Source organism: Leptolyngbya cf. ectocarpi LEGE 11479, assembly GCF_015207065.1.
GTDB lineage: Bacteria > Cyanobacteriota > Cyanobacteriia > Phormidesmidales > Phormidesmidaceae > Leptothoe > Leptothoe ectocarpi.
In genome coordinates this window covers 41,763-67,500 of record NZ_JADEXP010000003.1, presented here as the reverse complement: position 1 = coordinate 67,500, position 25,738 = coordinate 41,763, and the positions used below count along the sequence as shown (strand labels likewise).

The window sequence follows — 25,738 nt, the reverse complement described above, 5'->3', positions numbered from 1 at the left end:
CAGAACGCTCCTCTACCACTTGTACAAGTACAAGTCCACAGCTTCGGTACATCTCTTAGCCCCGTTCATTTTCGGCGCAAGAACGCTTGACCAGTGAGCTATTACGCACTCTTTTAAGGATGGCTGCTTCTAGGCAAACCTCCTGGTTGTCTCAGCATTCTCACCTCCTTTATCACTTAGAGATGATTTGGGGACCTTAGCTGGTGGTCTGGGCTGTTTCCCTCTCGACGATGAAGCTTATCCCCCACCGTCTCACTGGCAATGTGTGCAGTTGGTATTCTGAGTTTGTCTCGATTTGGTACCGCTCTCGCAGCCCGCACCGAAACAGTGCTTTACCCCCAACCTATAATCATTACCGCTGCGCCTAAACACATTTCGAGGAGATCCAGCTAGCTCCGGGTTCGATTGGCATTTCACCCCTAACCACACCTCATCCGCTCCTTTTTCAACAGAAGTCGGTTCGGTCCTCCACTTAGTGTTACCTAAGCTTCAACCTGGACATGGTTAGATCACCCGGGTTCGGGTCTATAAACACTGACTAGCGCCCTTATCAGACTCGGTTTCCCTTTGGCTCCGTCATTTCCGACTTAACCTGCCAGTGCCTATAAGTCGCCGGCTCATTCTTCAACAGGCACGCTATCACACGTTTAATCGTGCTCTAACTGCTTGTAAGCTCATGGTTTCATGTTCTATTTCACTCCCCTCCCGGGGTTCTTTTCACCGTTCCCTCGCGGTACTATTCGCTATCGGTCACACAGGAGTATTTAGCCTTGCGAGGTGGTCCTCGCGGATTCAATCGGGATTCCACGTGCCCCGACCTACTCGGGAGTCAGCTAGTATCTTTTAACTTTCGACTACAGGACTCTCACCTTCTTTGGTTCACCTCTCAAGTGATTCGTCTAGTCGCCAGATTTCATATCGCTGTCCCACAACCCCAGCCCTAAAAAAGGCTGGTTTAGGCTCTTCCCAGTTCGCTCGCCGCTACTACGGGAATCGAGTTTTCTTTCTCTTCCTACAGCTACTAAGATGTTTCAATTCGCTGCGTTAGCTCGTGCCATCCTATGTATTCAGATGACCGTATTTAGGGTTGCCCCATTCGGAAACCCACGGATCAATGCATGCTTCCTGCTCCCCGTGGCATATCGCCGGTAACCGCGTCCTTCATCGCCTCTGTGTGCCTAGGTATCCACCATGAGCCCTTTGTAGCTTGACCTCTCAGTCTTTCTACTAATGGTTCTCTGTGTCGAACTACCTATTCGACTAATCTATGCAGTTGTCAAGGTTCTCGCTAGACCTAAGTCCAGCAGCCTATCGCTAGCAACAGGGTGCTGAATTCATATCTCAACTCATATCTTAAGGTAATTGGTGGAGGTAAGCGGACTCGAACCGCTGACATCCTGCTTGCAAAGCAGGCGCTCTACCAACTGAGCTATACCCCCATCCCAGTGGGCCATCCTGGACTCGAACCAGGGACCTCACCCTTATCAGGGGTGCGCTCTAACCACCTGAGCTAATAGCCCCAATACTCACTATCGAGTACTAAACCTAAACAATAGCTTGAGATTCAACTAACCCTGCTCACGACCTAGAGTGACCAAAATTGCTCCTAATAGTATTTCGTTCAGAGTCAATTCGGTAGGTCTCCCTTAAAGGAGGTGATCCAGCCACACCTTCCGGTACGGCTACCTTGTTACGACTTCACCCCAGTCATCAGCCCTGCCTTCGGCGCCCCCCTCCGCGAACGGTTAGGGTAACGACTTCGGGCATGGCCAACTTCCATGGTGTGACGGGCGGTGTGTACAAGGCCCGGGAACGTATTCACCGCAGTATGCTGACCTGCGATTACTAGCGATTCCTCCTTCATGCAGGCGAGTTGCAGCCTGCAATCTGAACTGTGCAACGGTTTATGGGATTAGCTCACTATCGCTAGTTGGCTGCCCTTTGTCCGTTGCATTGTAGTACGTGTGTAGCCCAGAACGTAAGGGGCATGATGACTTGACGTCGTCCACACCTTCCTCCGAGTTGTCCCCGGCAGTCTCTCCAGAGTGCCCAACTTAATGATGGCAACTGAAAACGTGGGTTGCGCTCGTTGCGGGACTTAACCCAACATCTCACGACACGAGCTGACGACAGCCATGCACCACCTGTCTCCTCGCTCCCGAAGGCACCTTCCGATTTCTCAGAAGTTCGAGGGATGTCAAGTCCTGGTAAGGTTCTTCGCGTTGCATCGAATTAAACCACATACTCCACCGCTTGTGCGGGCCCCCGTCAATTCCTTTGAGTTTCACACTTGCGTGCGTACTCCCCAGGCGGGATACTTAACGCGTTTGCTGCGGTACTGCACGGGTCGATACGCACAACACCTAGTATCCATCGTTTACAGCTAGGACTACAGGGGTATCTAATCCCTTTCGCTCCCCTAGCTTTCGTCCATCAGCGTCAGTCTTGGCCCAGCAGAGCGCCTTCGCCACTGGTGTTCTTCCTAATATCTACGCATTTCACCGCTACACTAGGAATTCCCTCTACCCCTACCATACTCTAGTCAATCAGTTTCAGTTGCTCTCCCACAGTTGAGCTGCAGTCTTTAACAACTGACTTAATTAACCGCCTACGGACGCTTTACGCCCAATAATTCCGGATAACGCTTGCATCCTCCGTCTTACCGCGGCTGCTGGCACGGAGTTAGCCGATGCTGATTCCTCTGGTACCGTCAGATCTTCTTCCCAGAGAAAAGAGGTTTACAATCCACAGACATTCCTCCCTCACGCGGCGTTGCTCCGTCAGGCTTGCGCCCATTGCGGAAAATTCCCCACTGCTGCCTCCCGTAGGAGTCTGGGCCGTGTCTCAGTCCCAGTGTGGCTGATCTTCCTCTCAGAACAGCTACTGATCGTCGCCTTGGTAAGCAATTACCCCACCAACTAGCTAATCAGACGCGAGCTCATCCTCAGGCAATAAATCTTTCAGCTCTCGCCATATGGGGTATTAGCCAACGTTTCCATTGGTTGTCCCCCGCCTAAGGGCAGATTCTCACGCGTTACTCACCCGTCCGCCACTCACCCCGAAAGGTTCGTTCGACTTGCATGTGTTAAGCACGCCGCCAGCGTTCATCCTGAGCCAGGATCAAACTCTCCATTGTAGTCAACTACCCGAAAGTAATTAACTTATTAGTCAAGTGTTGACCTGACACTCAGTGTTATCTAAGTATCCGGTCGTTTGACATCAGCTAATCTTCGTGATAAAGTTTAACCAATTTCAAACTTAAAGAAATTAAACAGGATTTCGTCTAGAATCTCAAACTATTTAACTGTCTAGGTTCCGCGCCCCTCAGGTGTCGGTGTGAACCGCTCCCCCGTCGAGCGCTTTACTAATATAGCGACACGCCCATACGAAGTCAACACCTTTCGTGAAATTTTTTTCAAAATAGCTGAAGCCTTTCTCTAAGAAGGGCTTCAGCTATTTTTTTAAGTCCATGTCCCTATAAATCAACGATATTTAGGGCATTTGAATAAAGTTTTGGCCAGGTATTTTGAGGCATTCCTGATTAGGACTAGGTAGGGATCGTTCTGATTCCGGTGATACCGTTATAGAACTGGGTCACTAGACGTCATTCCAAGACGTCTAAACCGGGAAAGACGGTTAAGAGGGAAATGACGAACCCATATTATTTTGAGCCTGGATGAAGAGTAGGGTGTGTGAACTACATATATAAGTAGTGCTCCTACTAGCTGATCATCTTGGTTAGAGCTGAGTATGAGCCTAGAGTCATCAATGCCGGTTTATATCTAGCAACTAGCGGGGATTTCGCAAACGTTTGCAAAGGGACAATTGCGAAATTACAAAGCTTCCAGCAGTTTCTACTGAGGGGAGTGCACAATGCTAAACATAACGGAGAACATGTGGGGGTTTAACCACCGTGAGCCATATGCCAAGGCAATCAGCCAAAATCATTAAGCTGGATATCTTAGACACCGACTACGCGGCCATGGTAGCTGGTGAGCCTATTGCTGATGAGCGCAAGCAACGCTTGGAGGAAGCCGATCCCCAAGCATTTAGGTATATTAGCCGTCAAATTTCGAGATATCGCTATGGTTGCCCCACCCAGGAGGAGCGTGATGATGCTCTTTATAATATTGGGGTCATGGTCGGATTAATGACTCCCTCTGATATAGAAGATGTCAATGATCGATTGCGGCATACCGGGCACTTATATCTGACCCAGGGAGAACGGTTACAAATTCTAAACTGGCTGCAAGATGAATTAGCTATTTTCTTCGAGCATGGCATTGAGTAATCGAGATCCCAGGGGCAGTTAATCTGAGATTATCTTTTCTATAAGGATGGTTTATTTTAGAGCCCGTTGCTGGGAGACTGGGGATAGAGAGATAAATCTATCTTTAATAACCCTGAAGCATATGTCTGCTGTGATGTCGGCCCCAGCTATTGATGACCAAATACTTCCTACACTCTGCGGATGGGAGTCCTCCATTCAAGGAGTATGTCATTCTGAGCGGCCAGTCTTTTTAGATCGAAGCAATCTCAATCTCAGTAGCCTATCGGCAGGCTTTGCGATCGCACTTCACATGCATCAGCCGACAATCCCAGCAGGGCCAGCAGGCCAGCTAATTGGACATTTGCAGTATATGTTTGAACACCCCTATGAGGGTGATAACCATAATGCGGGTCCTTTCGCCTACTGCTATGCCCGCATAGGTGACTTTATCCCTGAGCTGGTCGAGCAGGGCTGTAACCCACGGGTTATGCTGGATTACTCGGGTAATTTGCTATGGGGCCTGCAGCAAATGGGTCGTAGCGACATTATCGACAAACTCAAAGGCGTTACCTGCGATGCTAGGTATCAGCCCCATGTGGAATGGTTAGGAACATTTTGGGGACATGCGGTAGCCGCCGCCACACCACTGCCTGACATTAAGTTTCACATTCAGGCTTGGCAGCATCAATTCGTCAGTATTTTCGGCCTAGAAGCCCTAAAACGCGTTCGGGGATTTTCACTGCCTGAAATGCAGCTCCCGAATCATCCCGATGCTCTATATACCTTGGTGAGTGCGCTCAAAGATAGTGGCTATCGCTGGGTGATGGTCCAGGAACATACGGTGGAGATGCTCACAGGAGAAGGTATCCGACAGCCTCACTTGCCTCACCGCTTAGTCGCTCGCAACAGCTATGGTCAGGAAGTCTCCATTACGGCGTTGATTAAAACCCAAGGGTCTGACACCAAACTGATTGGCCAGATGCAACCCTATTACGAAGCTAAAACCCTGGGTCAAGTCAACGTAGGAAATCACTCAATTCCCCCTCTAGTCAGTCAAATTTCCGATGGTGAGAACGGCGGTGTCATGATGAATGAATTTCCGGGGGCGTTCAAGCGCGCTTGGCATGAGGCGCGTCATGAGGCTGGCATTACCGGAATTAATGGCACTGAATATTTAGAACTGCTGGAAGCAGAGGGCGTCACCGAAGAGAATTTTCCTGCATGTCAGGCGATTGGCCAACATCAGCTCTGGCAGACCCTAAGTAGCGAGATCACCCCAGAACGGATGCAGAATGCAATTGCAACACTCCAGCAACACCACACTACATTTACCGGGGGATCTTGGACCAATGATCGCAGTTGGGTTGATGGCTACGAGAACGTCATTGGTCCTATGGAACAACTCAGTGCTCGTTTTCACCAAGCGATCAATGCCGTACCCGTAAGTCAGCACTCTAAGCTAGCCTTAAATGCCAACTATCGGCAGGCACTCTTACATAACTTAGTTCTGCAAACTAGCTGCTTCCGCTATTGGGGCCAAGGGCAGTGGACTGACTACGCCCACACTATTTACCAGCAAGGCTGTAGTTTTATAGAACGAGGATTTGCCTAAGCTGACCACTCGAGAGCACGTTATGGCTCACAGTAGGTTCTACTAATTGGTACTACAGACGTTCCATGGAACGTCTCTCCAGCGTTAATTTTTGGATCTTGAAAATCCTTATCCTTAACTCAAACCGTCAGACCATTCATACGGCTGAGGAATATCTGCAGTCGCTCACTCTGAGGATTTCTCAACACATCTCGCGGGTCACCCGTTTCTTCTACCACCCCTTTATTAAGAAACATGACGCGACTAGCTACCTCCCGAGCAAACTGCATTTCGTGGGTAACCACGGCCATGGTCATCCCATCCTCGGCTAGGGCACGCATAACTTCTAAGACCTCACCTACAAGCTCAGGATCGAGCGCACTGGTCGGTTCATCAAAGAGCAAAATCTCAGGCTCCATGCAAAGCGAGCGGGCAATGGCGACTCTCTGCTTTTGACCGCCGGAGAGCTGATCTGGATAGGCCATTGATTTTTCGGCTAAACCGACTTTGGCCAAATAAACACGAGCCCGTTCCTCCGACTCGGCAGCCGATAATTGCAAAACTTTACGGGGTGACAGGGTGAGATTCTCCAGCACACTCATGTGAGGGTAGAGATTGAACTGCTGAAACACCATCCCTACTTTGGCCCGCAGCTGCTGTAGTGACTTAGCACTGAGGTTAGTAACAGACAGATCAATATCATTCACGATCAGCTGACCACCACTGATGATTTCTAAGCGATTAAAGCACCGTAACAGCGTGCTTTTGCCACAGCCGGATGAACCAATAATAGCCACTACTTCGCCTCGGTGAATCTGGCCATTGATGCCCCTGAGCACCGATAGATCACCGTAGTTTTTCTGTAGATTTGCAAAGTAAATCGCTGCTTCTGCCACAATAGCTGCCACCGAGAATCCTTTAAGTTGGCATGATACCGCTGAAAACAGTGCCTGAGCTACAAACAACACTGTTTTTGTTGTTTTTGATTGATAAGATCAGCCCGATCTGAACATCAAGAGTCAGCAGTTAAGCGGCCAAATCTGCTCAAAAATCAGCACTGTCCAATTTTTTGTTGTTGGTAGTTTAAACTACATCTCGTAGATCAAACGTTGAAATATCAGAGTGATGTGCTCCTAATATGTCATCACTCAAAACTAGGGTCATTAGATTAGTAAGGTTGAGGAGTCCATGCGTACTATGAAACGATCTCGCTTTATCAAAAATGCTTGTTTGAGTCTGGGGGCAGCCCTCGTACTGGCGGCTTGTGGTGGCGGTGGTGAGGAAGCAGCAACAGCACCGGATGGTGAAATCGCTGCTGCTACTAGCGGTCCTTGGGTCGTTGGCACAGAACCCGCGTTTCCTCCCTTTGAGTCCCAGAGTGACAGCGGCGAGCTGGTAGGCTTTGACATCGACTTACTGCGAGCAATTGGAGACCAGGCTGGTGTAGAAATTGAGTTTGAGAGTTTGCCCTTTGATGGGTTAATTCCGGCCCTACAGGCTGGCACTATTGAAGCCGCTGTTAGTGGTATGACCATTACTGAAGAACGTGCCGCTACGGTAGATTTTTCACGACCTTATTTTCGAGCTGGTTTGGCGATCGCAATTGCCGAAGAAGATGCTGAAATCACATCGATCGAAACCTTAGAGGGTAAAAAGATCGCTGTGCAAATTGGCACAACAGGTGCCGAAATGGCAGGTGGAATCAAGGATGCCAAGGTAAGTACCTTTGACTCTGCGCCCCTGGCACTGCAGGAACTGGCCAATGGTAACGCCGATGCGGTCATCAATGATGCACCAGCTACTTTAGATGCGATCGCAACCGGTAACATTGGCGGCATTAAAGTCGTAGGCGAACTACTCACCGAAGAGTTTTATGGCATCGCCATGCCCAAAGATTCGCCTAACCTAGAGATCTTAAACACAGCCCTGACAGAAATAATCGAAAACGGTACCTACGACACCATTTACGAAAAATGGTTTGGTACCGCTCCTGTCGGTACGCTACCTGAGACCGCATTTTAGATTTTTTTAGTGGGCCATCAGGTTTCTAAGTCCCTGTGCTGGCGAAACCTGACCATCACACCTGTCTCGCAACATCGCCCTGGCCACCCTGTTAGGGCCAACAGCACTACTATTCATTCAAAGGACCTCACAGTAGAGGCCCCACTGACGTGGAATATATTATTGATGCTCTGCCCGCTCTACTCCAGGGGGCCGTAACGACCATACAGCTAACCGCTCTGTCCATCTTCTTTGGCTTTATCGGCGGCACTTTGCTGGGCACCGCCAGACTCTCTAGTTTCCTGCCCGTACGTCTAGCCACCCGTGCCTATATTGAGTTTTTTCGCGGCACACCACTGCTAGTCCAGATTTTTTGGATTTATTTTGGATTCCCGGCTCTATTCAAAGCGATGGGATTAGGCTTTACCTTTGATCGCTGGTCCGCTGGCGTGCTGGCCCTAAGCCTTAACTCAGCGGCCTATGTCGCTGAAATTGTGCGCGGCGGCATTCAATCCATTGATCGCGGTCAGTGGGAGGCCGCCTCATCCATGGGGCTTAACTCCATACAAACCATGCGCTACATCGTCCTGCCCCAGGCGCTGCGCCGGATGATTCCCCCGCTTGGCAACGAGTTCACCACATTGCTCAAGGACACTAGCCTAGTGGCCGTCATTGGTCTAGAAGAACTCTTTCGCCGGGGACAGCTAACGGTGGCCACTAACTTTCGTGCGTTTGAAATTTATACCGCCATTGGCCTTGTCTACCTGGTTCTCAATCTGATGTTTTCCCAGGGCTTTACTTGGTTGGAGCGCTGGACCGATCCGGCTGAGAAGGCCAAGCGAGGCGCATAGGGAAGACAGAGGCGATAGCGGCTACTTTCGCTTTCTGGATGAGCGATGCTTACTGCCCGGAGATGTACGATGGGCACCAAAATATTTTTCGCTGCGATACCGTAGCCAAACTCGCAGCTGCTGGGGAATTTTTTCCTTCTGCACCTTTGAAAGTTGACTATACAACTTTAGGGCCCGTTCTCGTTCGCGACGGCAGGCGGCATTGTTATGGGCATCCCATAGCTTTTTGGCAAGGCGAATACGGCGGCAGGTTTCTTTGATTAAGGCATCACCCTGAAGCGGCTGATCAGGCATAAAGCTTTAGATACATAGTAGGTCTACAGATCAAGCAAAGATCAAATCAATGGAGTGGCACAGGGCTGATTGTCAGTCTTAGCTGAGCGTGGCACTCTCTAAGTATGCACAATCATGGTTTTGGGGTCTGCGACTGCCCGACCGAAACGTCGCCAGAGAAACTTAGAGTCCTGGCCATTGCTCTGGTAATGGTAGCGGGCTTTTCAGTGGTGGAACTGAGGGTAAGTCAACACAGCCATAGTTTATCGCTGGTGGCCGATGCGGGGCACATGATCGCCGATGTGTTTGCGATCGCAATGTCGCTCCTAGCCGCCTGGATAGCTCGCTGGCCCACCTCGCCCCAGGCCCCCTTTGGCTATCGCCGCGTAGAAATCTTAGCTGCTTTAGTCAACGGCATGGGTCTATTGCTGATCGCAGGCTGGATCGGACAAGAGGCTATTGCCCAGCTGCAGGCTCCACCGACTGAAATTTTGACACGCCCCATGGCGTTAACAGCCCTAGGGGGACTGGGTGTACACGGTATCAATGCCGTGTTACTCCATAGCCACACCGATGACGATCTGAATTTGCGCGGGGCTTTTTTGCATACCTTAGCCGATGCGTTGAGCTGTCTGGGGGTATTGGTAGTGGCGGCGGCCGTGTATTGGTTGGACTGGCAGTGGATGGATGGGGCAGTGAGCGTTGCGATCGCGCTACTTATTTTCACGAGTGCCATCCCCCTGATTCGCCAAAGTCTGAGGATCTTGCTAGAGCAGGCCCCCCCGGACACCAATCCTGAGGATATCGAACACCATCTACTCACCTTTGGTGATGTTACCCAGGTGACTCAGCTACGCATTTGGACAATTGCGCCCGGACAAACCCATCTCACGGCAAGTCTCACCGTCACCGGCAATCCAAATCGTCGTGACCTCCTTCTCAATCGGATTCAAGCATCACTCCATAATGATTTTTCCATTCGCGAGTCCACTCTACAAATGAGATCCGCACCATCAGTTACCCTATCAACGCTGCCCAATACTAAAATACGAGAGCTAATTCAGACCGGTACCACCGATCTAGACAGCATTGTCCCTGCCAAAACCGAACCGAATGCAAGTCGCCTCTTGGAACGTTAACTCTATCCGCACTCGATTGAGCCATGCCACCGACTGGCTGCAAACAAATCCAGAGGTGGACGTGCTGTGTCTCCAGGAAACAAAAGTAGTCGATGCTGACTTTCCCAAAGCACCGTTTGAGGAGCTGGGTTACCACGTCTATATATATGGTCAAAAAGCCTATAACGGCGTCGCTCTGATCAGTAAAGCGACGTTAACCGATGTGCGTATGGGCTTTGGGGCCATCCTTGACGAGGAAGCAGTCGGCAATCTTGACGAACAAAAACGCGTCATCAGCGCTGTATTGGATGGCGTCAGAATTCTCAACCTGTATGTGCCCAATGGGTCATCTATTGGCAGCGAAAAATATGAATACAAACTACGCTGGCTAGCTCTACTCAAACAGTATTTGATTAAAACCCTAGAAGAAACCACAAAGCTCAACGTCTGTGGTGACTTTAATATCGCTCTGGAGAATAAAGACATTTACACCGACGAAAAACGAGACAAGCATATTATGTCTTCTCCCAAGGAACGCGAAACCTTGAGGGATGTATTGGCCGTTGGCCGCAGTCCAATGGAACGAGACAGCCTCAGCGATCTGCTGGGGGTCGGTTTGGCCGACGCTTTTCGCAAGTTTACAGACGAAGGCGGTCACTTTAGCTGGTGGGATTACCGGGCTGCTTCCTTTCGACGCAATATGGGCTGGCGCATCGATCACCATTACCTCTCCCCCGAACTATACGAGCAAGCCACACGCTGCTGGATCGATGTCGAACCTCGCAAGTTAGAAAAACCCAGCGATCATACACCGGTTATTGTTGAGTACTAAGCGCGCACGGGTAATTAAGGGAACGACGCCCTCGGAGAACGCGTCAAACATTACACGATAATCTTTTGAGTAGACTATAGCCCCACCTTTCTAAGCAAGAAACTACTCAAAAGAAATCTGCATGGCCCCCTCTGCAGTCAGGTTTGAGCATCTATGCAGTTTTTGAGCGCGCCGTGAATACTTTTTTAGCTAACCAAGATTGTCCCATTATCGATCCGCCAGAGCTGGAAACAGCGCTGCATTTTCTAGCCATTTTTACCAACTTAGAAGACGAGTTTAATCGGATTGATTTAGTCAATACGGGGCTGTTTGACTTAGAACATCTAGAAACAGCCGAGCAGCTTGACTTGCCCGGCGCGCTCAGGGCCATCAAAAGCAAAAGTCGGCTGGCCAAGAACGTTCTCCGTTGGGTAGATGATAATCGGTACAGCCTTGAGGGAAAAAAGCTACCGGCACAAGCAGGCTGATTGTTCGTGCCGTACTCACCAACCACGATTTATCTGCAGCCCCACGGTCACTGACCAATCTCGCTATTTCGTTATTTTGTAAACTTACAAACGTCTGAGCCAGATTTTTCAATCAGACCGTAAATGATGCCAGATGTGGAGTGGTCCACAGCACAGCCGCCTTTGTGATCAACGACAATCACTCCCCCGAGACCATTCACTTTCTGCACCAGATAGTTGATACCTGCGGTGGCGGCAGCGGCGGCATCTTGTTTTTGAAAGTAGACAAAATTGGAGATCATTTTACAGAGCACCGTTCTCTGAAATTGCTCACCATACCCTGTCGCTGACACGGCACAAGTGTCATTGTCGGCAAACACACCTGCGCCAATAATCGGGCTATCGCCCACCCGCCCCCAGCGTTTGTTAACGATACCTCCAGTGGACGTGGCTGCCGCTAAATTGCCCTGCAGATCTCGGGCTACGGCACCAATCGTGCCCAGTTTTTTAGGGGGGGATGCATCCTCATGGTCAAGCATCATTCCCCCTAGCTTTTGAGCTTCGCGCCATTGGCGGACTCGGTGGTCAACAAAAAAGTAGTCATCTGGCATCCGACGGATGCCGTGCAGTTGGCCAAATTCCTGGGCTCCTTTGCCAATCAGCATGACATGCTCGCTTTTTTCAAGTACTTGGCGAGCCAGCTGGATCGGATTTTTGATGGTGGTCACGCCTGCGATCGCACCCGCATCCAGGGTAGCGCCGTCCATAATGGCCGCATCCATCTCTACCTCGCCATATTCATTGAGGACAGAACCCCGTCCAGCATTATAGAGGGGATCATCTTCTAGCTCAGCCGCACAGTAAGTCACCGCATCCAGGGCTGTCCCTCCATTCTCCAAAAGGCGACGTCCACCCTGCAAAATGCGGCGAACACTATCCATAATCTCTGATCCGTTTCCCTCTCGCTTGAGGTGCTCCAGTGAGCCCGCTCCACCATGGATAATAAGAGAGAAATGGTCTTTCATGATGATTACTAAAACCTTTAGAATCCCAAGACTATCATTATGACATTCGCACTGTAGCTACAGGCGTCCCAACGTTAAAGCCATTGATACAAAACCTTTTAGGTCAATGCTATCGCTCAGAAGCCTCAGTTTTTCAGCGAGTCACAGCTAGGATGATGTCAAGCATCACTGACTAAGCCAGCCCAGCCTACAGTATTTGATAGGTGGGCTCATGGTAGTTTCAAAAATCAAAACACTTTTAAATCATCCAATCGTTCAAAGCATCTATGAGATTACTGTGCATTACGGATCCTAAAACCCATCCCCACTTTGATACGACCATCAGCCTCTATAAAGCATTTACCAATAATCCAGACATTGATTTTTTTCATGCCCCAGTTTCAAGCATTGATAGTTCAGGCAAAGTGAGAGGCGTTCATGTCTCCGGTAGTCTCAGCGGCAATGACTTTATACATCTGGATCAGCGCCCCCTTGAGTTGATAGAGCCCTCTGAATTAGACCTAGTATTCTGTCGAGCCGATGAACCTGTCCCTGCAGACTTCTTTAAAAACCTTAGTCAGCTAGAAACCATGGTTCGTTTTGTCAATCGACCGTCTCAAATTGAAAAAACGAGGAGAAAAGACTTTCTAGAAGAATGTGGAAAAGAGTATTTGCCAGAACATATTTTTTCATCGTCCTATGAAGAGATAGAAGACTTTTTTCAACAGTTTAATCCCATTGTTGCCAAAATGAATGTTAGCTATGGAGGCACTGGGGTTTTTAAGATTTGGCAGGATGGTCAAACTATCTATACTGACAACGTTAAAGAAGGTGTGCTTACATATTCTTCTCTAAAGGATGTCGTTAAACATCTGACTGAGATCGACCCGAATAGCGAATATGAATTTGTTCAATTTCTCAAAAATATCGATCAAGGTGACAAACGCATTTTTGTAGTCGATGGTGAAATCTATGGGGCATTGCTGAGAAAATCTCAAACCGGTACCTGGGTCCACAACGTCACCGCAGGTGCTGCTTATGACGCTTCCACAGTGACTGAGCGAGAACGGAAAATTATTGCCAACACCTATGAACACTACAGCAGCCGAGGCGTTTATACCCTGGGCTATGATTTCCTGATGGGTAACGATGGAGAGTGGGTTTTAAGCGAGATCAATGCTGGCAATATTGGTGGTTATGACTGGCATGAAAATGTCACCGGAGAACCCACAATGACCCGGTTAATTCAGTGGCTGATTGACTTTGCGGCTTCATAAAATCTGATACAACCCTTATCCCTAAGGGCGATGAATGATTCGCTCCAGCACCCGGCGCTTGCTGTTAGGATCAATCCCGATCAAGCGTACGTAGTGCTGCCCATGGTCTGTTAAGCATTGATCAATCGTCTGGAGTGCCTGAGCATCACTCCCCCCGTTGATGACCGGACAGCTCTGCCACGCATTGGTCCGAAACCGACGCTTATCAGCATATTCCATACCCACTCGATAGCCTTGGGCCATCAGGTTACGGACTTCTTGCTGCAGCTCATCGGCAAGAGATAGCGATGACGTCGGAGGCTGAGCTTCGGGTTCGCGAGCACTATCAGACGCTCTCGTCGCTGTATTATTCGACTGCACTGGCTGTAGTGGGGCCGAAGGGGCATGCTGATAGGCGCGATAGTAGTTGCCATTGCTGCGAGGGCTGCCCGACCTATTCAACGCCTGGTTATACTCCTGCACTAAGCCCATTTCTTGGAGGCGACGCTGTTCTCTCACTAGCCGCTGCCCCACCTCAATTAGGTGATCAATGCGAAAGTTAGGCTTTTTGAAACTAGGGGGCGTTTTGGTATTCACCACACTGCGGGAGACATTCTCCACGCCTACCCGGTGAATAAAATCGATAATCTGTTCGTCATAGATTTGGGCTCGTAACGCTCCGTAGAAGTCAATTGCCTGAGTTGGAAACGTATCCACCAGCATGGCAATATCGCTGCGGCTGAGACCATCGGGGGAGAAAATACCCGCAACAATGCCCAGACGGTCATCGTGGTCCGGCTCCCAGTAAAACTTTTGCATCCGCCCGTCGCGCACCAGCGGCGCATACAAGGTGGCAAAGTCGTTACCTGTGACCACAATGGGAATGCGCGGCAGCGGCGTTTCATCGTAGCTACCGGGCAGCTGCACATTGGTAGGGTTGTCGGCAATGTTCATCAGGGTGTTATTCACCAGCTGGGTATTCACCGTGTATTGGGTCATACCGTCAAAGCGACCGGCCCCTGCGTCCAGGTCGTTGATCATCAGCACGGCCATTTCGCCGCGAATTTTGACCAGCTCTGCCGCTTCTCGGTAGCGTAAACGGATCAATCGAGCCGGGTCGCCTGCATCGGGGCTTTCTAGCTCACCACCGGAAACATGAACGACGTTGACGCCCATGCGCTCGTATACCAGCTCACACTGAAAGGTTTTGCCTTCCCCCTTGCGCCCGTGAACTCCTAGAATCAGCGGCATTTTTACCTGGGGCAGGTCCAAAAAGTTCTTGGTGATGTGAACCGCCAGGGCGTTTAGAAAACGGGGTGAGATGTAATAGGCCACGAAACTAAAGAGGTTTGAGTGATGGGTTCTCGGTGTAAGAACGTAATTCAGTATCTCGTTTGCTGGGCTCTTGTGTATAGGGATAGTCGCAGCTGACAAATCAGGGAAGTGCGATCGCACTTCTCCAGTTTATGAACCTACAAAGCAGCAGCCCCAGGCTTTTCACCCAGGGCTGCTGCGCTCTAATGAATCAGCCTGCCTGACTAATGACGTTTCGCCGGGATTCTCTTGACTTTTTTGGCCCAGCCTAGGCGCTCAAATAGCAGAATCGTGTACCAGGTGACATCGATTTCCCACCATTTCCAGCCAGTTTGAGCGGCACGAGGATAGGTGTGGTGATTGTTGTGCCAGCCTTCACCGTAGGTCACTAGAGACACCCACCAAAGATTGCGAGCATTATCTTTAGCATCGAAGGTGCGGTAGCCCCAGGTGTGGGTGGCAGAGTTCACAAGCCAGGTCGCGTGCCATAGGAACACGGAGCGAACAAAAATGCCGTAGATGACAAAGGACCAGCCGCCAACAGCATATAGCCCGAGTGCAAGTAGCACTTGAAACAGTAGAAAATAGTTATTCAAAAAGCGATAGAAAGGCTGACGCATCAGATCAGGAGCGTACTTGCCGTAGCGCTTTTTATCGAAGTTGTCACGATTGGGAAACACCAGCCAGAGCATATGACTCCACCAAAAACCACGCTTGGCAGAATAGGGATCGTCATGCACATCTTCAGTAAAGGCATGGTGCTTGCGGTGACCACTGACCCAAAAGATAGGCCCGCCCTGCATTGCCAGCGTTCCTAGGAAAGCGATGGGGTATTCCAACCAGCGGGGCACCTGAAAACTCCGATGACTCAGCAACCGATGGAACCCGAGGCAAATGCCCACACCACCACACAGCCAGTGCAGCAAAATCGCTACGCCTAATGCAGACCAAGAGAAAAACCAGGGCGCTAACAGGGCAACGCCATGAAAAACAGCAAAGAACCCAAGCGTGACCCAATCGGTAGGAGGTCGTTTTACCTCAGCTTTTAGGTTATTAGGCCTTAGACTAGGCCGGGTTAATTGTGCAGTCATACAGTCCTCATGGAAGTCGTTAAGGTCAGTTAATCTTGCGAGCGACCATGGCTAGCAGACGCCGCCCTGGCAAACTCAAAACACATTGCAAGTGCTGCTTGCATTAAACTTAGGTTAGCAATCTTTTTCGTGAGTTGCAAGTGGCACTTGCACATTGTCCATGTCTCCTTCTTCCACCCGACACCGGCTGACCCAGGCCGCACTTGAACTCTTTCTATCACAAGGGATTAGCCATACCACCACCCGTCAGATTGCCAATATGGCTGACGTGAATGAGGCCACTTTATTTCGAAATTTTGGCAATAAATATGGGTTGCTGCTGACGATGTTGCAAGAGGCACCTGCATTTACGGCTCACGCTCCGCTCCATGGTGAGTATTCGGCAAATACGCTACGGCAATATTTAGACCAGCATCTGCAGCTGCTGGAGCAGTTTCCCAATTTTGTGCGCTCTTTGATTGGTGAAGCCGATCAGTATCCTTTAGAACATCGTCAGGCGCTGCAAAAGCGACTAGAGGAGATTCAGCAGGCTCTGGCGAATCATTTGGGGCAAATGCTCTGTACGGCCCCACTTCCGTTGGAAGAATTGGCTAGCTTAGTGGGAGCCGTATTGGTGGGATACACAGTGATTGAAACCACCAGTGGCTATTCTCTGTGGGAAAATCGAGACCGATTTTTAGATGCTCTAGTGACGTTGCTCAATCCTCCGAGCGATGCGGCTAGTATGGATGTCACCATGCCGACTCCAGCGGCTCCCATCATTATTGATATACCAGCCAGCTGGGTGCAGCAGCTGATGAAGCAGACTCGCAGTATTAGTTTGCAGGATCATGCGATCGCACTCACCCTATTCGGAGCCGGACTCCTACCAACCGAACTCATCCAGCTAGAGCGCTCTGATCAAATTTGCGATAAATCCCAGCATATTCTGCAGGTAACAGGCTCCTACAGCAGCCCTCGCCAGGTGCCTGTCAACCAGTGGATTCTAGGCAAGCGCTACGGCTCATATACCAGTAATCCTCTAACCAAGTGGCTCAAAAGTCGTAAAGACGACACTAGCGCCCTGTTTATTACCGAAGACGGCCATCCCATGACGCTCACCGAGCTGCAGGAACGCTGGGATATGTGGTGGGACAGTCTGGATGTGGTGGATAGTCCCCGACTGATTCAAGCCCGACAAACCTGGTGTGTAGAAATGCTAATGCGAGGTATCAGCCTGGAGAATTTGAGTATTTTAGCGGGGGCTGATGTGGCTGAACTGCAGCCCTACGACCAGCGGGCCAAAGAGAAGAATGCGATCGCAGCTGCCACCCAGCTAGACCGAAAAGCGCCTTGACCATTAGTCATGCATTGCCCCTCGTTTGGGAAAACTTCACCACGTACCATGGGTCTAGTTCTCACCCATACAAGTTCAATTTATTTATGACATCTATTTATGATTGCGTTGTTGTCGGTGGCGGTCCTGCTGGAGCCACAGCCGCTTATCATCTAGCCAAACAAGGCCATTCCGTACTGATATTAGAAAAAAATAAGCTGCCCCGCTACAAGCCCTGCGGCGGCGGCGTGTGCCCCAAGGTAGCCGAATGGTTCGACTATGACTTTGAACCCGTCATTTCCCAGAAAGTCACCCAGGTGCGCTACACCTATAACCTGGAAGACGAAGTTATTTCTGAACTGTCAGAACCCATCTGGATGGTGCGCCGCGACGAGTTTGACCACTACATGGTGCAGCAGGCTCAAAAGCAGGGGGCCATTTTACAAGAAGAAACCAAGGCCACAGGCATCGAGTTTAAAGACGGATGCTGGCACATCAGCACATCAGCAGAACCGGTAGTCGGTCGTTATCTGATTGCCGCCGATGGTGCCAAGGGTCCCGTGGCTAAATGGCTTGGGTTTAAGCAGCGCAAAACAGTCATGGCCGGTGCCATTGAGACCGAACCGCGACTGCCGGTACATGATGGCCACATCGTCCATTTTGAGTTTGGTCTGCTAAAAAACGGCTACGTTTGGAATTTCCCCAAAGCCGATGGTTATTCCTTAGGCAGCGGAGCCTTTATCTCAGCCAAGCGTAAATCGCGGGACCTGGTACAGCCACTAGCAGACTATTCCCAACAGTTTGGCGTCGATATTGAAGTAGAAAGCAAGCACGGCCACCCTATTTTTCTTTGGGACGGTGATCAAACCCTGCACACCACCCAAGCCGTACTGGCGGGGGAAGCCGCCTGTGTGGTCGATCCGTTTACGGCTGAAGGCATACGACCTTCGATTTTGAGCGGTCTCAAAGCATCTGAAGCCGTCCATAGCGCCTTGGCAGGCAACTCTGGGGCACTCGCTGACTATACCCAAACCATGATTCAAGAATGGGGCAGTGAAATGCGCTGGGCCGCTCGCCTAGCCAAAGCATTTTATTTGGCTCCGAAAGTCGGTTATCGCGTTGGGGTGAAGCATCCGCGCGGTACCCAGATTATGGGAGATGTATTTTTAGGGAGACTGCGTTACTCAGATGTGGTCACGCGGGGGTTGCGACGACTGAGCGCCGGATTACTAACGGCCTAAGCAGCCGTGCGCTGGACCGGTATCATAATTGCGATTTTACCGGTCCCGTGGTACCACATAATCACAGGTCTGCGTTATATTAGTCGCAAGCGAAAAGCGTCTGCTCATAGGCACGCTTCAATGGCTTTAATGATTTCAACACGTTTAGTTGTGTCTTGCCGACAGGCTCGGTCAAGCTGTGGTTGCTAGGTTTCCTACGTTACCGCCTCAGGATGCTGGTTCGTCTACACCAGCGTCAGCTCTTGATTGGATGTCTCCGCCAGTGCCTTGGCGTGTCGAGCAGACAGATCCTCAACAGACGATTGAGGACAGTACGCTTTTTACCTTTCTACGCTGCCAGCGGCGAGCTTATCTCAACATCTACGGAGATACTAGTTTGCAAGCAGCCCCCAGTGACTATCTGGTCAAGCTGAAGGGTGATAGCGCTACTCACCGGCAAACAATTTTGGCTGAGTTTCAGCCGCTGAATCGTCCTCAACGACGGATGGGCAATATTGCCGCCACCGCTCATGAAACCTACACCCTCATGCAGCAGGGGGTGGACCATATTTGCCGGGGGCGGGTTGCAGCCATGAATAATGATGGCACCATCGGATATGTAAGTCAGCCTGATCTTTGGATTAAACAACCCGGTGATTCATGGCTAGGCGATTGGCACTACGTCCCATTGGATATCAAACTGGGGAAAAAGCCCAAACAGGAATATCAGCTGACAGCCGCCTTCCATGCCTATGTACTGGCAGCATGGCAGGGAGTCATTCCCTTAGAAGCCCATCTGCGCCTGAGGGAGCGGCCCTACGTTATCGATCTTGAGAAGCAGTGGCCTACATTGCTGGAGCTGCTAGAGCAGTGTGAAACGGTGCTCACCGCCGAGCAAACACCGGATGTGTTTATTAGCCGCAGCCGCTGTGATATGTGTGTCTGGCTCAATCATTGTTACGAGGTGGCCCATGGGCAAAACCATCTGTCGTTGCTGCCTGGCGTCACCCTCAATCGCTACCGTCATTTAGAAAAACTGGGCCTCACGACTGTTGAAACCTTGGCTCGAAACCAGCCCGCTACGCTGGCCCAGGCATCAGGATTTGAGCTAAAAGTGGCGGAAAAGCTAGTGCACCAGGCTCAGGCTAAGCTATCGGGGAATGCGATCGCACGTACCGACGCTAACAATAGCTTCACCCTATCCCCCGAAGAGCTGCCCAGCGCCACCGTTGAGCTTTATTTTGATATTGAGGCCGCCCCTGACAAAGATCTGGTCTATCTTCACGGCATTTTAGTCGTTGATAACCAAGCCCAGACTGAAACCTTTATTCCGCTAGTGGCCCGAGAACCTGAGAGCGAAGCCAGCGCCTGGCATCAGTTTCAACATGTCATGGCTCACTATCCAGATTCACCGGTTTATCATTTTTGCCCCTACGAGGCCCAAACCGTCAGACGTCTCGCCGAGCGCTACGGCACCATCATCGATATTGATGAGCTGCTGAGCCGTTTTGTCGATATTCATAAGCGCATCGTTGACGCCGTTACCCTGCCCATAGAAAGCTACGCCCTCAAACACATTGCCCGCTGGATTGGTTTTGAATGGCGTGATAGCAGTGCCAATGGGGCTCAATCTATTTGCTGGTATGACAATTGGCTCGACAGTCAGGATGAGCAATACCTTAACGATATTTTGAAGTACAACGAAGATGATTGCCGCGCTACGTTTTGGGTTAAACGCTGGCTGGCTAACTTTGCCGCACCCATTTGGAAAAAGGATGCGGAAGCCGGATAATCTGGTTTTTTAAAAAACCAGCTAACTGTTTGACAAAGGAGCCATTCCTAAGCAAAATAGAGATCGCCCACAAGGGCCTGTAGTTCAATTGGTTAGAGCACCGCCCTGTCACGGCGGAAGTTGCGGGTTCGAATCCCGTCAGGCCCGTTTAATTTCGAAAAACTACACGAACCCGCAACTTCTGTCAGCAGAGCTGACGTTGCGTGTAGTCGCGCTCGCGACGGTATACCTACGAATCCCGTCAGGCCCGTTTTAATTTTAATTATTTCATCGTAGGGTCGTTCCATGGAACGACCCTACGATGTTGGAATTCACAAAATCACCAAGGCAATACTAATAAGAACGATACCCCCGAGAGCTAGCCACCCAGAATATTTTCGCCACCAGGGAATCGTATAAATCTCAGACGCAGAAAGCCGAGCTTCCTGAGCGACAGCTGAATCTTGATATAGCGTACAGGTAGTTGCTTGGGGGCGTTGAGGAAAAGTACAGCTATCGTCTATGTGGTAGGTACAGCTCTCACACAGATAGGTATCCCCCTGGGCACGATGCAGATCGATGCCTGGATGACCGTGGGCTTTGAGTGCTAGCCCACAGTTGCTGCAGGTGATGGCATCACCTGAAAGTGTCTGATGGCATTGGGGACAGCTGGGCATGGTTGTTTGCGATCGCAGCTAAACGAGGACTCATCTATACTATGGAGCATTCAGGCCTTTCCCTGCAGGGACAATAAACTCTTTGGACTCAAGCATTTCATAATTCAATCCTAGAGCTGCATCAAACCGCTGGTTAATTTGCTCTAACTCCTCTTCAGGAATTGATTGCCATTGCTCACGGGTAGCCCAAGCAATCACAAAAATGACCTCATCATCATGCTTTGGGTCCAGCCACGTCGTTTTGTCTAAAAAGCCAGGATAGGTAGCCAGGGCTGACGTCCAAATCTCGTCATCAATCGCTAAGTAGCGGTCCCGCTGAGTAGCATCTACTCTAAATTTTAGCCATTCAATCACCATAGATGGCTGAGGGGTAAAGGTCACTTCGGCATTGACAGGGGCACTCGCCAGGACAATAGCCGCCCATACAGCCACCACACACCATAGAAGTCTTTGCAGCATACGGTTAACCGCCCGTCGAATACGTCAATAGTTTGCCAGAATAAGTTTATATAAGTTGAAACGACATCTAAACTGTAATTCTTAAAAGATGAAACGTTGAGGTTTCCAACTACAGTTGACTAAATCGTCTCACCATTCATTCCTTAGAGCTAAACTATGGACTCATCCAATCTATTTCGGCAGCTTTTAATGTTGGGTATTGGCACTACCTCACTGGTAGCCGAACAGCTACGTCAGGTGACCGAAGATTGGGTTAAGGATGGCAAGCTAAACCCAGAGCAGGCTAAGGGATTTGTCGATGACTTTATGTCCCAGTTCAACATTGACCAGGCTGCTATCGACGAACAGCTGCAGCGTCAGATTCGCAATATTATGCAAGATCTAGGCGTCCCCAGACAGGCTGAAATGGATGAACTTCGAGGACGCTTAGACCGTTTAGAACGCCAACTGCGGGACCTAGAAAATAAGCAATGGCGCTAGGGATTAACCTGCAGCGACCAGCGACACCGACACAAATGTGACCGGTGCTCGATCTATTTTTTAGGATTCGTAACGTACAATTTGGATGCAGGCTGCGAGCTGAAGTATCAGCGCTTGCGCTATCGCACTGGGAGAATAAACTGTGAAAGAAGTTTTAATTAGTCTGGGGGTTTTTGCCATTTGCTGTGTAGTGGCAGTTGCCACGCAGTTAGGGGGCAGTGAAGCTGTCGCAGGTAATTTGCCCACAGACGTGGCCACAACCCAAGCTGCCAAGTCTACGCTCATAGCTCAAGCAGCATCTGACTTGGATCCCGAGGAAATAACTGAGGATACGACTGATATGTCCGATGAAAATATGACCACAACCGACTCTGGTCTGATGTATGAAGACCTAGAAGTGGGTACTGGCGCTCTACCTGTCCAGGGTCAGGCAGTCACTGTGCATTACACCGGCACCTTGGAAAATGGTGAAAAGTTTGATAGTAGCCGCGATCGCAACCGTCCCTTCTCCTTCACCATCGGTGTCGGTCAAGTCATTAAGGGTTGGGATGAAGGCGTCTCTACCATGCGCGTGGGTGGTCGTCGTAAGCTCGTGATTCCTCCTGATTTGGGCTATGGTCCTCGCGGTGCTGGGGGAGTCATTCCACCCAATGCTACCTTGATCTTTGATGTGGAACTCATCCGCGTCGGGGGCTAACCACGCTTTTAATCAGCGACAACAGGGGTGGGGGCGTTGAAGAAGCTCCTACCCCTATTTTATTGGGTTGTGTTTAGGGCCAGCGACTATTTCACAACGACATCAAACCCTTGGCTCTTGAGAAATTCTGCCGTCTTGTTCACCTGCAGAATTTCAGATGCCTCTTGATCAATAGCCTCTATCAGTTCCTGTTTATTATGGGTAATGTTTTCGCCTTTAATGTTCACACGATAGCGAAATGGAGAGAGAAAGCTTTGAATTCCCAAATCCCGACAGCGCATATGTAACTTACTCAATGCTACATGGGGATCAAATGCCAGCTTAGGATCGGAATCTAAGGTTTCCAAATAACCTGTAAACCCTAAAAAGGCGATGCGATAGATGATTTCCTGGGTGAACTGCCCTTGAAAATAGCCACCGTGTACATCGCGTTTCCCGAGTAATCCATCGACTGCCAGCATTAAATAATCCCACCAACCCAGTGCTTTCTTACGATTGGCTCGGGTGAGTAGTCCTTTAGCTTGAGAATTACTCTGCCCTTTTTGCAGGGAAAAGGTAACGTCCTTGTAGTCTGTACAATCAAAGTAGGTAAAGAAGTCTGCAACTGTAATTTTGGGTGGTTGCTGGGTGAGTGACTGTTGCGTTTGGCTTGCCTTCGTGCGATCGCGTGCCATTTTAGCCAGTGTGTTAAATCCTTTCTCTCCAAACCACCAGCTATAGGTTAAAAAGAGATGCTCCATTACCTGATATGAGCTACGGGCAACAGACTCTTCCAACGATATGCCTGGAAAGAAATTTTGATCTAAATCTGCTAAGTTAACGATGCCATAGTCTCTCGGGTCTGCATAGGTTGTTTTTAGAGAGATGTTACCCAGACGATACCCCATGGCTTCACTGCTGCTAGGAAACGTAAAGTAGTTAGCTGTAGCAGAGGCAACTCGCAGGGCCAAATCTCCTTCACTGCTAAATAAGTACGATTCAGCAAACCGGCGTAAGGACGAGGAGAGAAAGTTTACCCGACTAGACACAACGGTCAAGACAGGGATATCCGGCGACGTTAAGATCAGTCGCTCTAGGCGAAAAACAGAGCCCACATCCGCTGGAGGTTGATTACCAATGGAGCGAGAATCAAACACATCGGATAAAATTCGGACCACGTTGGTGACGACAAAGCCCCCCATGCTGTGACCCAAAAATGAGAGCTTCACTTTTCGGTGGGTCTGCTGCCAAAATTTAGCAGCTTGCTCAGCAGGGTTTTGCTCGTCGGGGTGCTGCCGCTTAATATCGGCAGCTTTCATGTTGACTAGAGAGCGATCAATTTGCCGGAGTAACTCCACGAGATCCAATACGCCAAAGTTCTGTGCCCGGTAGCGATCGCGAAAGTACACGACCATTCGTAGAATGACCAGGGTTAATACAATCGTCGATACGCCTAATAGAACAGCTAGAAATAGTGCGATCGCAAACCCAGGTACTGTCTTGTCAAAAGTCGTCAACAGCTCTAGCAAGAGTAAAACAAATGCGCCCAAAAATCCCAGAAACATCAGATCTCGGGGCAGCGGCGGCAGGGCGCGGAACGCCTCTCCCAGTCTTTTGACCTCAATGTTTTCCGATGGCCAGCGATAGCCGATAAATACCTGATTCCCCTGTTTTGGAATAGTCAGATCGTGCCGATTAATATATTGAAAAATATTTTTGTACCAGTCTCTTACCGAACTACGACCGCTGTTGTACCCATGCACAGCAATCGTTAGCTCCGGATCAGGCCCTTCGCTGCGGGCATAGATCTCGTAAAGATAGCTAGCAATTTCAGCCACCCCCTGCGCCGCATCCTGGATCTCTGACGGCTGCATCGCCTTGGCATCTTCGATATTGGGAGGCGCACTACTCATCACAAAGTAGCCAGGAATGGCGCTGTGATGAGCCCCAGGAGCACCGATTTTGCTCAGCCGCACGGCAGCATTGTCTTGTCCGTGATCAATCTCTTGATCAAGATAGGCCATGTCTTCAGGAGAGACCTCATCTCGAAAGATAAACTTTCGTAGGACTACTGGCAAAGCCTTAGGTTTCATGGTGTTTCCCCCTGACAAAACAGGACGCAATACGAGATTGGGCGCCATCAACGTAAGCTACAAAGCTAACGTGATGATTTCCGGGTGCACAGACAATCGCCCAGAGCTACTGCAGCCACAGCTCGTAAACAGCCAATAAAATCTCCACCACAATTAGAATCACGATGTACCATTCCACTCGATGGCTGCTGCCCTGCTGTAGTATGCCCAGAGCCGTCTCAACACTGCGAGAAATGAGAGAAAGCTTTTGCTCTAAAATCAGCAACCGTTCCCGCAGCTCATATTCATCTTCCAGGCGTAAATACAGGCGATTAAGGTCAGGAAAATCCCAAATTGGGTCCGGTTTATCGCCGACTTCAACGATGCCTAGCATCTTTTGTTGAATCAGCAGAGTTCCACCGATATAGCGCAGTAGCTCCTTTTCCTTAGGCGGTCGCTGATGCGGATCTTGAATGGCGGTCGTAAAGGGCTTAATTTGAGCGAACAGGCTGGAAACTTTCTGCTCGTAGTAATCTAACACCACGCTCTTGGCCAGCGCTTCTGCGACGATCTGCAGCCGCTCGGCACTACAGTCCTTAAGCCACAGATTGGCCTGTTCCAAACGTTCCTTAGCATCGGGCCGGAACGCTAATATCAACTCCTCAAAAACAGGCTCTGCCGAGGGTTCTTTGATAAACGGTGTGAGCGAGTCTAAATACTGAGCCTCTTCTGTCGGGTCAAGGTTAAATACTACAACGACACCATATCTGAGCAATACAGCACACCCAGAGGCCCCAGCCCGGACAATCAGCGGATTCGTAGACAGGGCTGCGGTCGTCTCTAGAGTTTTTAGCACTAACCGCTCCCCCACCAAATGAGCCCGGGCGACAATCCGATCATCGGTAGTCCATCCCAACGGTACAGGTGAGAGCTGGGGCAAATCAGTAGATGGCAAGGCCGACGGCGTCAGAGAACCCATATAAAGAAACGTTAGTTAGAGATACACAGCCCGATGATCGGT

General features: G+C 50.0%; 22 protein-coding genes, 3 tRNA genes and 2 rRNA genes (1 of these 27 running past the window's edge). 14 read left to right on the top strand and 13 right to left on the bottom strand.

Annotated features, from left to right (window positions below; all coding sequences use genetic code 11):
- The 4 genes from IQ260_RS01155 to IQ260_RS01140 all read right to left on the bottom strand — a co-directional run.
- Nucleotides 1-1,213, bottom strand: a 23S ribosomal RNA gene (locus IQ260_RS01155); it reaches 1,607 nt to the left of the window's first position.
- A gap of 150 nt (nucleotides 1,214-1,363) precedes the next feature.
- Nucleotides 1,364-1,439 (bottom strand) — tRNA-Ala (locus tag IQ260_RS01150).
- A 7-nt stretch (nucleotides 1,440-1,446) separates the two neighbouring features.
- Nucleotides 1,447-1,520: transfer RNA gene (locus tag IQ260_RS01145), tRNA-Ile, on the bottom strand.
- Nucleotides 1,521-1,648: 128 nt separating this feature from the next.
- Nucleotides 1,649-3,136: ribosomal RNA gene (locus IQ260_RS01140) — 16S ribosomal RNA — on the bottom strand.
- Together the 16S and 23S rRNA genes with 2 tRNA genes alongside form the textbook arrangement of a ribosomal RNA operon.
- 786 nt (nucleotides 3,137-3,922) lie before the next feature.
- Between IQ260_RS01140 and IQ260_RS01135 the strand changes: the two genes are divergently transcribed.
- Together IQ260_RS01135 and IQ260_RS01130 are read left to right on the top strand one after the other, a co-directional pair.
- Nucleotides 3,923-4,291, top strand: coding sequence for a hypothetical protein (locus IQ260_RS01135; protein WP_193990034.1), 369 nt, complete (start codon nucleotides 3,923-3,925; stop codon nucleotides 4,289-4,291).
- 121 nt (nucleotides 4,292-4,412) lie between these two features.
- Nucleotides 4,413-5,882, top strand: a complete 1,470-nt coding sequence (locus IQ260_RS01130) for a polysaccharide deacetylase family protein (RefSeq protein WP_193990032.1) — start codon at nucleotides 4,413-4,415, stop codon at nucleotides 5,880-5,882.
- A gap of 119 nt (nucleotides 5,883-6,001) precedes the next feature.
- Here IQ260_RS01130 and IQ260_RS01125 read toward each other — a convergent pair whose 3' ends face one another.
- Nucleotides 6,002-6,829, bottom strand: coding sequence for an amino acid ABC transporter ATP-binding protein (locus tag IQ260_RS01125; protein WP_322744868.1), 828 nt, complete (start codon nucleotides 6,827-6,829; stop codon nucleotides 6,002-6,004).
- A 229-nt stretch (nucleotides 6,830-7,058) separates the two neighbouring features.
- On the opposite strand from IQ260_RS01125, the gene IQ260_RS01120 reads away from it, so the two are divergent.
- Both IQ260_RS01120 and IQ260_RS01115 read left to right on the top strand, forming a co-directional pair.
- Nucleotides 7,059-7,883: a basic amino acid ABC transporter substrate-binding protein gene (locus tag IQ260_RS01120; RefSeq protein WP_193990031.1), complete on the top strand. Its 825-nt coding sequence runs from the start codon at nucleotides 7,059-7,061 to the stop codon at nucleotides 7,881-7,883.
- 149 nt (nucleotides 7,884-8,032) lie between these two features.
- Nucleotides 8,033-8,713 (top strand): amino acid ABC transporter permease, encoded by a 681-nt coding sequence (locus IQ260_RS01115; RefSeq protein WP_193990029.1) that lies wholly within the window; start codon nucleotides 8,033-8,035, stop codon nucleotides 8,711-8,713.
- Nucleotides 8,714-8,734: 21 nt separating this feature from the next.
- Here the strand turns inward: IQ260_RS01115 and IQ260_RS01110 are convergent, their stop codons facing one another.
- Nucleotides 8,735-9,007 (bottom strand): Precorrin-3B methylase, encoded by a 273-nt coding sequence (locus IQ260_RS01110; RefSeq protein WP_193990026.1) that lies wholly within the window; start codon nucleotides 9,005-9,007, stop codon nucleotides 8,735-8,737.
- A gap of 104 nt (nucleotides 9,008-9,111) precedes the next feature.
- Here IQ260_RS01110 and IQ260_RS01105 point away from each other — a divergent pair, with 104 nt between their 5' ends.
- The 3 genes from IQ260_RS01105 to IQ260_RS01095 all read left to right on the top strand — a co-directional run bounded on the left by IQ260_RS01105 (nucleotide 9,112) and on the right by IQ260_RS01095 (nucleotide 11,403).
- Nucleotides 9,112-10,125: a cation diffusion facilitator family transporter gene (locus IQ260_RS01105; protein WP_193990024.1), complete on the top strand. Its 1,014-nt coding sequence runs from the start codon at nucleotides 9,112-9,114 to the stop codon at nucleotides 10,123-10,125.
- Nucleotides 10,100-10,936, top strand: coding sequence for an exodeoxyribonuclease III (gene xth, locus IQ260_RS01100; RefSeq protein WP_193990023.1), 837 nt, complete (start codon nucleotides 10,100-10,102; stop codon nucleotides 10,934-10,936). The genes IQ260_RS01105 and xth overlap by 26 nt, the downstream gene beginning before the upstream one ends.
- A gap of 173 nt (nucleotides 10,937-11,109) precedes the next feature.
- On the top strand, nucleotides 11,110-11,403 hold the full coding sequence (locus tag IQ260_RS01095) for a hypothetical protein (RefSeq protein WP_193990021.1): 294 nt from the start codon (nucleotides 11,110-11,112) through the stop codon (nucleotides 11,401-11,403).
- Nucleotides 11,404-11,474: 71 nt separating this feature from the next.
- Here IQ260_RS01095 and IQ260_RS01090 read toward each other — a convergent pair whose 3' ends face one another.
- Nucleotides 11,475-12,407 (bottom strand): isoaspartyl peptidase/L-asparaginase family protein, encoded by a 933-nt coding sequence (locus IQ260_RS01090; protein WP_193990019.1) that lies wholly within the window; start codon nucleotides 12,405-12,407, stop codon nucleotides 11,475-11,477.
- Between the two features lie 266 nt (nucleotides 12,408-12,673).
- Here IQ260_RS01090 and IQ260_RS01085 point away from each other — a divergent pair, with 266 nt between their 5' ends.
- On the top strand, nucleotides 12,674-13,663 hold the full coding sequence (locus IQ260_RS01085) for an ATP-grasp domain-containing protein (RefSeq protein ID WP_193990017.1): 990 nt from the start codon (nucleotides 12,674-12,676) through the stop codon (nucleotides 13,661-13,663).
- 21 nt (nucleotides 13,664-13,684) lie between these two features.
- On the opposite strand, the gene IQ260_RS01080 is transcribed toward IQ260_RS01085, so the two are convergent.
- A complete protein-coding gene (locus IQ260_RS01080; protein ID WP_193990015.1) occupies nucleotides 13,685-14,977 on the bottom strand; it encodes a ribulose bisphosphate carboxylase small subunit in 1,293 nt (430 codons plus the stop codon).
- A 203-nt stretch (nucleotides 14,978-15,180) separates the two neighbouring features.
- On the bottom strand, nucleotides 15,181-16,047 hold the full coding sequence (locus IQ260_RS01075; protein WP_193990012.1) for an acyl-CoA desaturase: 867 nt from the start codon (nucleotides 16,045-16,047) through the stop codon (nucleotides 15,181-15,183).
- 160 nt (nucleotides 16,048-16,207) lie between these two features.
- On the opposite strand from IQ260_RS01075, the gene IQ260_RS01070 reads away from it, so the two are divergent.
- From IQ260_RS01070 to IQ260_RS01055, 4 genes are all read left to right on the top strand, one after another.
- Nucleotides 16,208-17,383 carry a TetR family transcriptional regulator gene (locus IQ260_RS01070; protein WP_193990010.1) on the top strand — a complete coding sequence of 392 codons (1,176 nt, stop codon included), beginning with the start codon at nucleotides 16,208-16,210 and terminating at the stop codon, nucleotides 17,381-17,383.
- An 86-nt stretch (nucleotides 17,384-17,469) separates the two neighbouring features.
- Nucleotides 17,470-18,603 carry a geranylgeranyl reductase family protein gene (locus tag IQ260_RS01065; protein WP_228015335.1) on the top strand — a complete coding sequence of 378 codons (1,134 nt, stop codon included), beginning with the start codon at nucleotides 17,470-17,472 and terminating at the stop codon, nucleotides 18,601-18,603.
- 178 nt (nucleotides 18,604-18,781) lie between these two features.
- Nucleotides 18,782-20,374: a TM0106 family RecB-like putative nuclease gene (locus IQ260_RS01060; protein WP_322744867.1), complete on the top strand. Its 1,593-nt coding sequence runs from the start codon at nucleotides 18,782-18,784 to the stop codon at nucleotides 20,372-20,374.
- A 73-nt stretch (nucleotides 20,375-20,447) separates the two neighbouring features.
- A tRNA-Asp gene (locus IQ260_RS01055) sits at nucleotides 20,448-20,521 on the top strand.
- A gap of 164 nt (nucleotides 20,522-20,685) precedes the next feature.
- Here IQ260_RS01055 and IQ260_RS01050 read toward each other — a convergent pair.
- Entirely contained in the window at nucleotides 20,686-21,030 is a 345-nt protein-coding gene (locus tag IQ260_RS01050) for a synaptobrevin family protein (protein WP_193990008.1), read from the bottom strand.
- 39 nt (nucleotides 21,031-21,069) lie between these two features.
- The gene (locus tag IQ260_RS01045) at nucleotides 21,070-21,489 is read right to left on the bottom strand and encodes a TIGR03792 family protein (RefSeq protein ID WP_228015333.1); all 420 of its coding nucleotides are present in this window, start codon (nucleotides 21,487-21,489) and stop codon (nucleotides 21,070-21,072) included.
- A 156-nt stretch (nucleotides 21,490-21,645) separates the two neighbouring features.
- Between IQ260_RS01045 and IQ260_RS01040 the strand changes: the two genes are divergently transcribed.
- Nucleotides 21,646-21,969 carry a phasin family protein gene (locus tag IQ260_RS01040; RefSeq protein ID WP_193990006.1) on the top strand — a complete coding sequence of 108 codons (324 nt, stop codon included), beginning with the start codon at nucleotides 21,646-21,648 and terminating at the stop codon, nucleotides 21,967-21,969.
- A 142-nt stretch (nucleotides 21,970-22,111) separates the two neighbouring features.
- The gene (locus IQ260_RS01035) at nucleotides 22,112-22,666 is read left to right on the top strand and encodes an FKBP-type peptidyl-prolyl cis-trans isomerase (protein WP_193990004.1); all 555 of its coding nucleotides are present in this window, start codon (nucleotides 22,112-22,114) and stop codon (nucleotides 22,664-22,666) included.
- 86 nt (nucleotides 22,667-22,752) lie between these two features.
- Here IQ260_RS01035 and IQ260_RS01030 read toward each other — a convergent pair whose 3' ends face one another.
- Nucleotides 22,753-24,738 carry an alpha/beta hydrolase gene (locus IQ260_RS01030; protein WP_193990002.1) on the bottom strand — a complete coding sequence of 662 codons (1,986 nt, stop codon included), beginning with the start codon at nucleotides 24,736-24,738 and terminating at the stop codon, nucleotides 22,753-22,755.
- A 106-nt stretch (nucleotides 24,739-24,844) separates the two neighbouring features.
- Nucleotides 24,845-25,696, bottom strand: coding sequence for an RMD1 family protein (locus tag IQ260_RS01025; protein WP_193990000.1), 852 nt, complete (start codon nucleotides 25,694-25,696; stop codon nucleotides 24,845-24,847).
- Nucleotides 25,697-25,738: the final 42 nt, after the last annotated feature.

What these genes read in the sequence shown, in the direction of transcription:
- IQ260_RS01085 (WP_193990017.1), top strand. Translation starts at nt 12,674, where the DNA reads ATGAGATTACTGTGCATTACGGATCCTAAAACCCATCCCCACTTTGAT.
- IQ260_RS01135 (WP_193990034.1), top strand. Translation starts at nt 3,923, where the DNA reads ATGCCAAGGCAATCAGCCAAAATCATTAAGCTGGATATCTTAGACACC.
- IQ260_RS01050 (WP_193990008.1), bottom strand. Translation starts at nt 21,030, where the DNA reads ATGCCCAGCTGTCCCCAATGCCATCAGACACTTTCAGGTGATGCCATC.
- xth (WP_193990023.1), top strand. Translation starts at nt 10,100, where the DNA reads ATGCAAGTCGCCTCTTGGAACGTTAACTCTATCCGCACTCGATTGAGC.
- IQ260_RS01045 (WP_228015333.1), bottom strand. Translation starts at nt 21,489, where the DNA reads ATGCTGCAAAGACTTCTATGGTGTGTGGTGGCTGTATGGGCGGCTATT.
- IQ260_RS01025 (WP_193990000.1), bottom strand. Translation starts at nt 25,696, where the DNA reads ATGGGTTCTCTGACGCCGTCGGCCTTGCCATCTACTGATTTGCCCCAG.
- IQ260_RS01130 (WP_193990032.1), top strand. Translation starts at nt 4,413, where the DNA reads ATGTCTGCTGTGATGTCGGCCCCAGCTATTGATGACCAAATACTTCCT.
- IQ260_RS01065 (WP_228015335.1), top strand. Translation starts at nt 17,470, where the DNA reads ATGACATCTATTTATGATTGCGTTGTTGTCGGTGGCGGTCCTGCTGGA.
- IQ260_RS01030 (WP_193990002.1), bottom strand. Translation starts at nt 24,738, where the DNA reads ATGAAACCTAAGGCTTTGCCAGTAGTCCTACGAAAGTTTATCTTTCGA.
- IQ260_RS01105 (WP_193990024.1), top strand. Translation starts at nt 9,112, where the DNA reads ATGCACAATCATGGTTTTGGGGTCTGCGACTGCCCGACCGAAACGTCG.
- IQ260_RS01110 (WP_193990026.1), bottom strand. Translation starts at nt 9,007, where the DNA reads ATGCCTGATCAGCCGCTTCAGGGTGATGCCTTAATCAAAGAAACCTGC.
- IQ260_RS01090 (WP_193990019.1), bottom strand. Translation starts at nt 12,407, where the DNA reads ATGAAAGACCATTTCTCTCTTATTATCCATGGTGGAGCGGGCTCACTG.
- IQ260_RS01040 (WP_193990006.1), top strand. Translation starts at nt 21,646, where the DNA reads ATGGACTCATCCAATCTATTTCGGCAGCTTTTAATGTTGGGTATTGGC.
- IQ260_RS01070 (WP_193990010.1), top strand. Translation starts at nt 16,208, where the DNA reads ATGTCTCCTTCTTCCACCCGACACCGGCTGACCCAGGCCGCACTTGAA.
- IQ260_RS01075 (WP_193990012.1), bottom strand. Translation starts at nt 16,047, where the DNA reads ATGACTGCACAATTAACCCGGCCTAGTCTAAGGCCTAATAACCTAAAA.
- IQ260_RS01120 (WP_193990031.1), top strand. Translation starts at nt 7,059, where the DNA reads ATGAAACGATCTCGCTTTATCAAAAATGCTTGTTTGAGTCTGGGGGCA.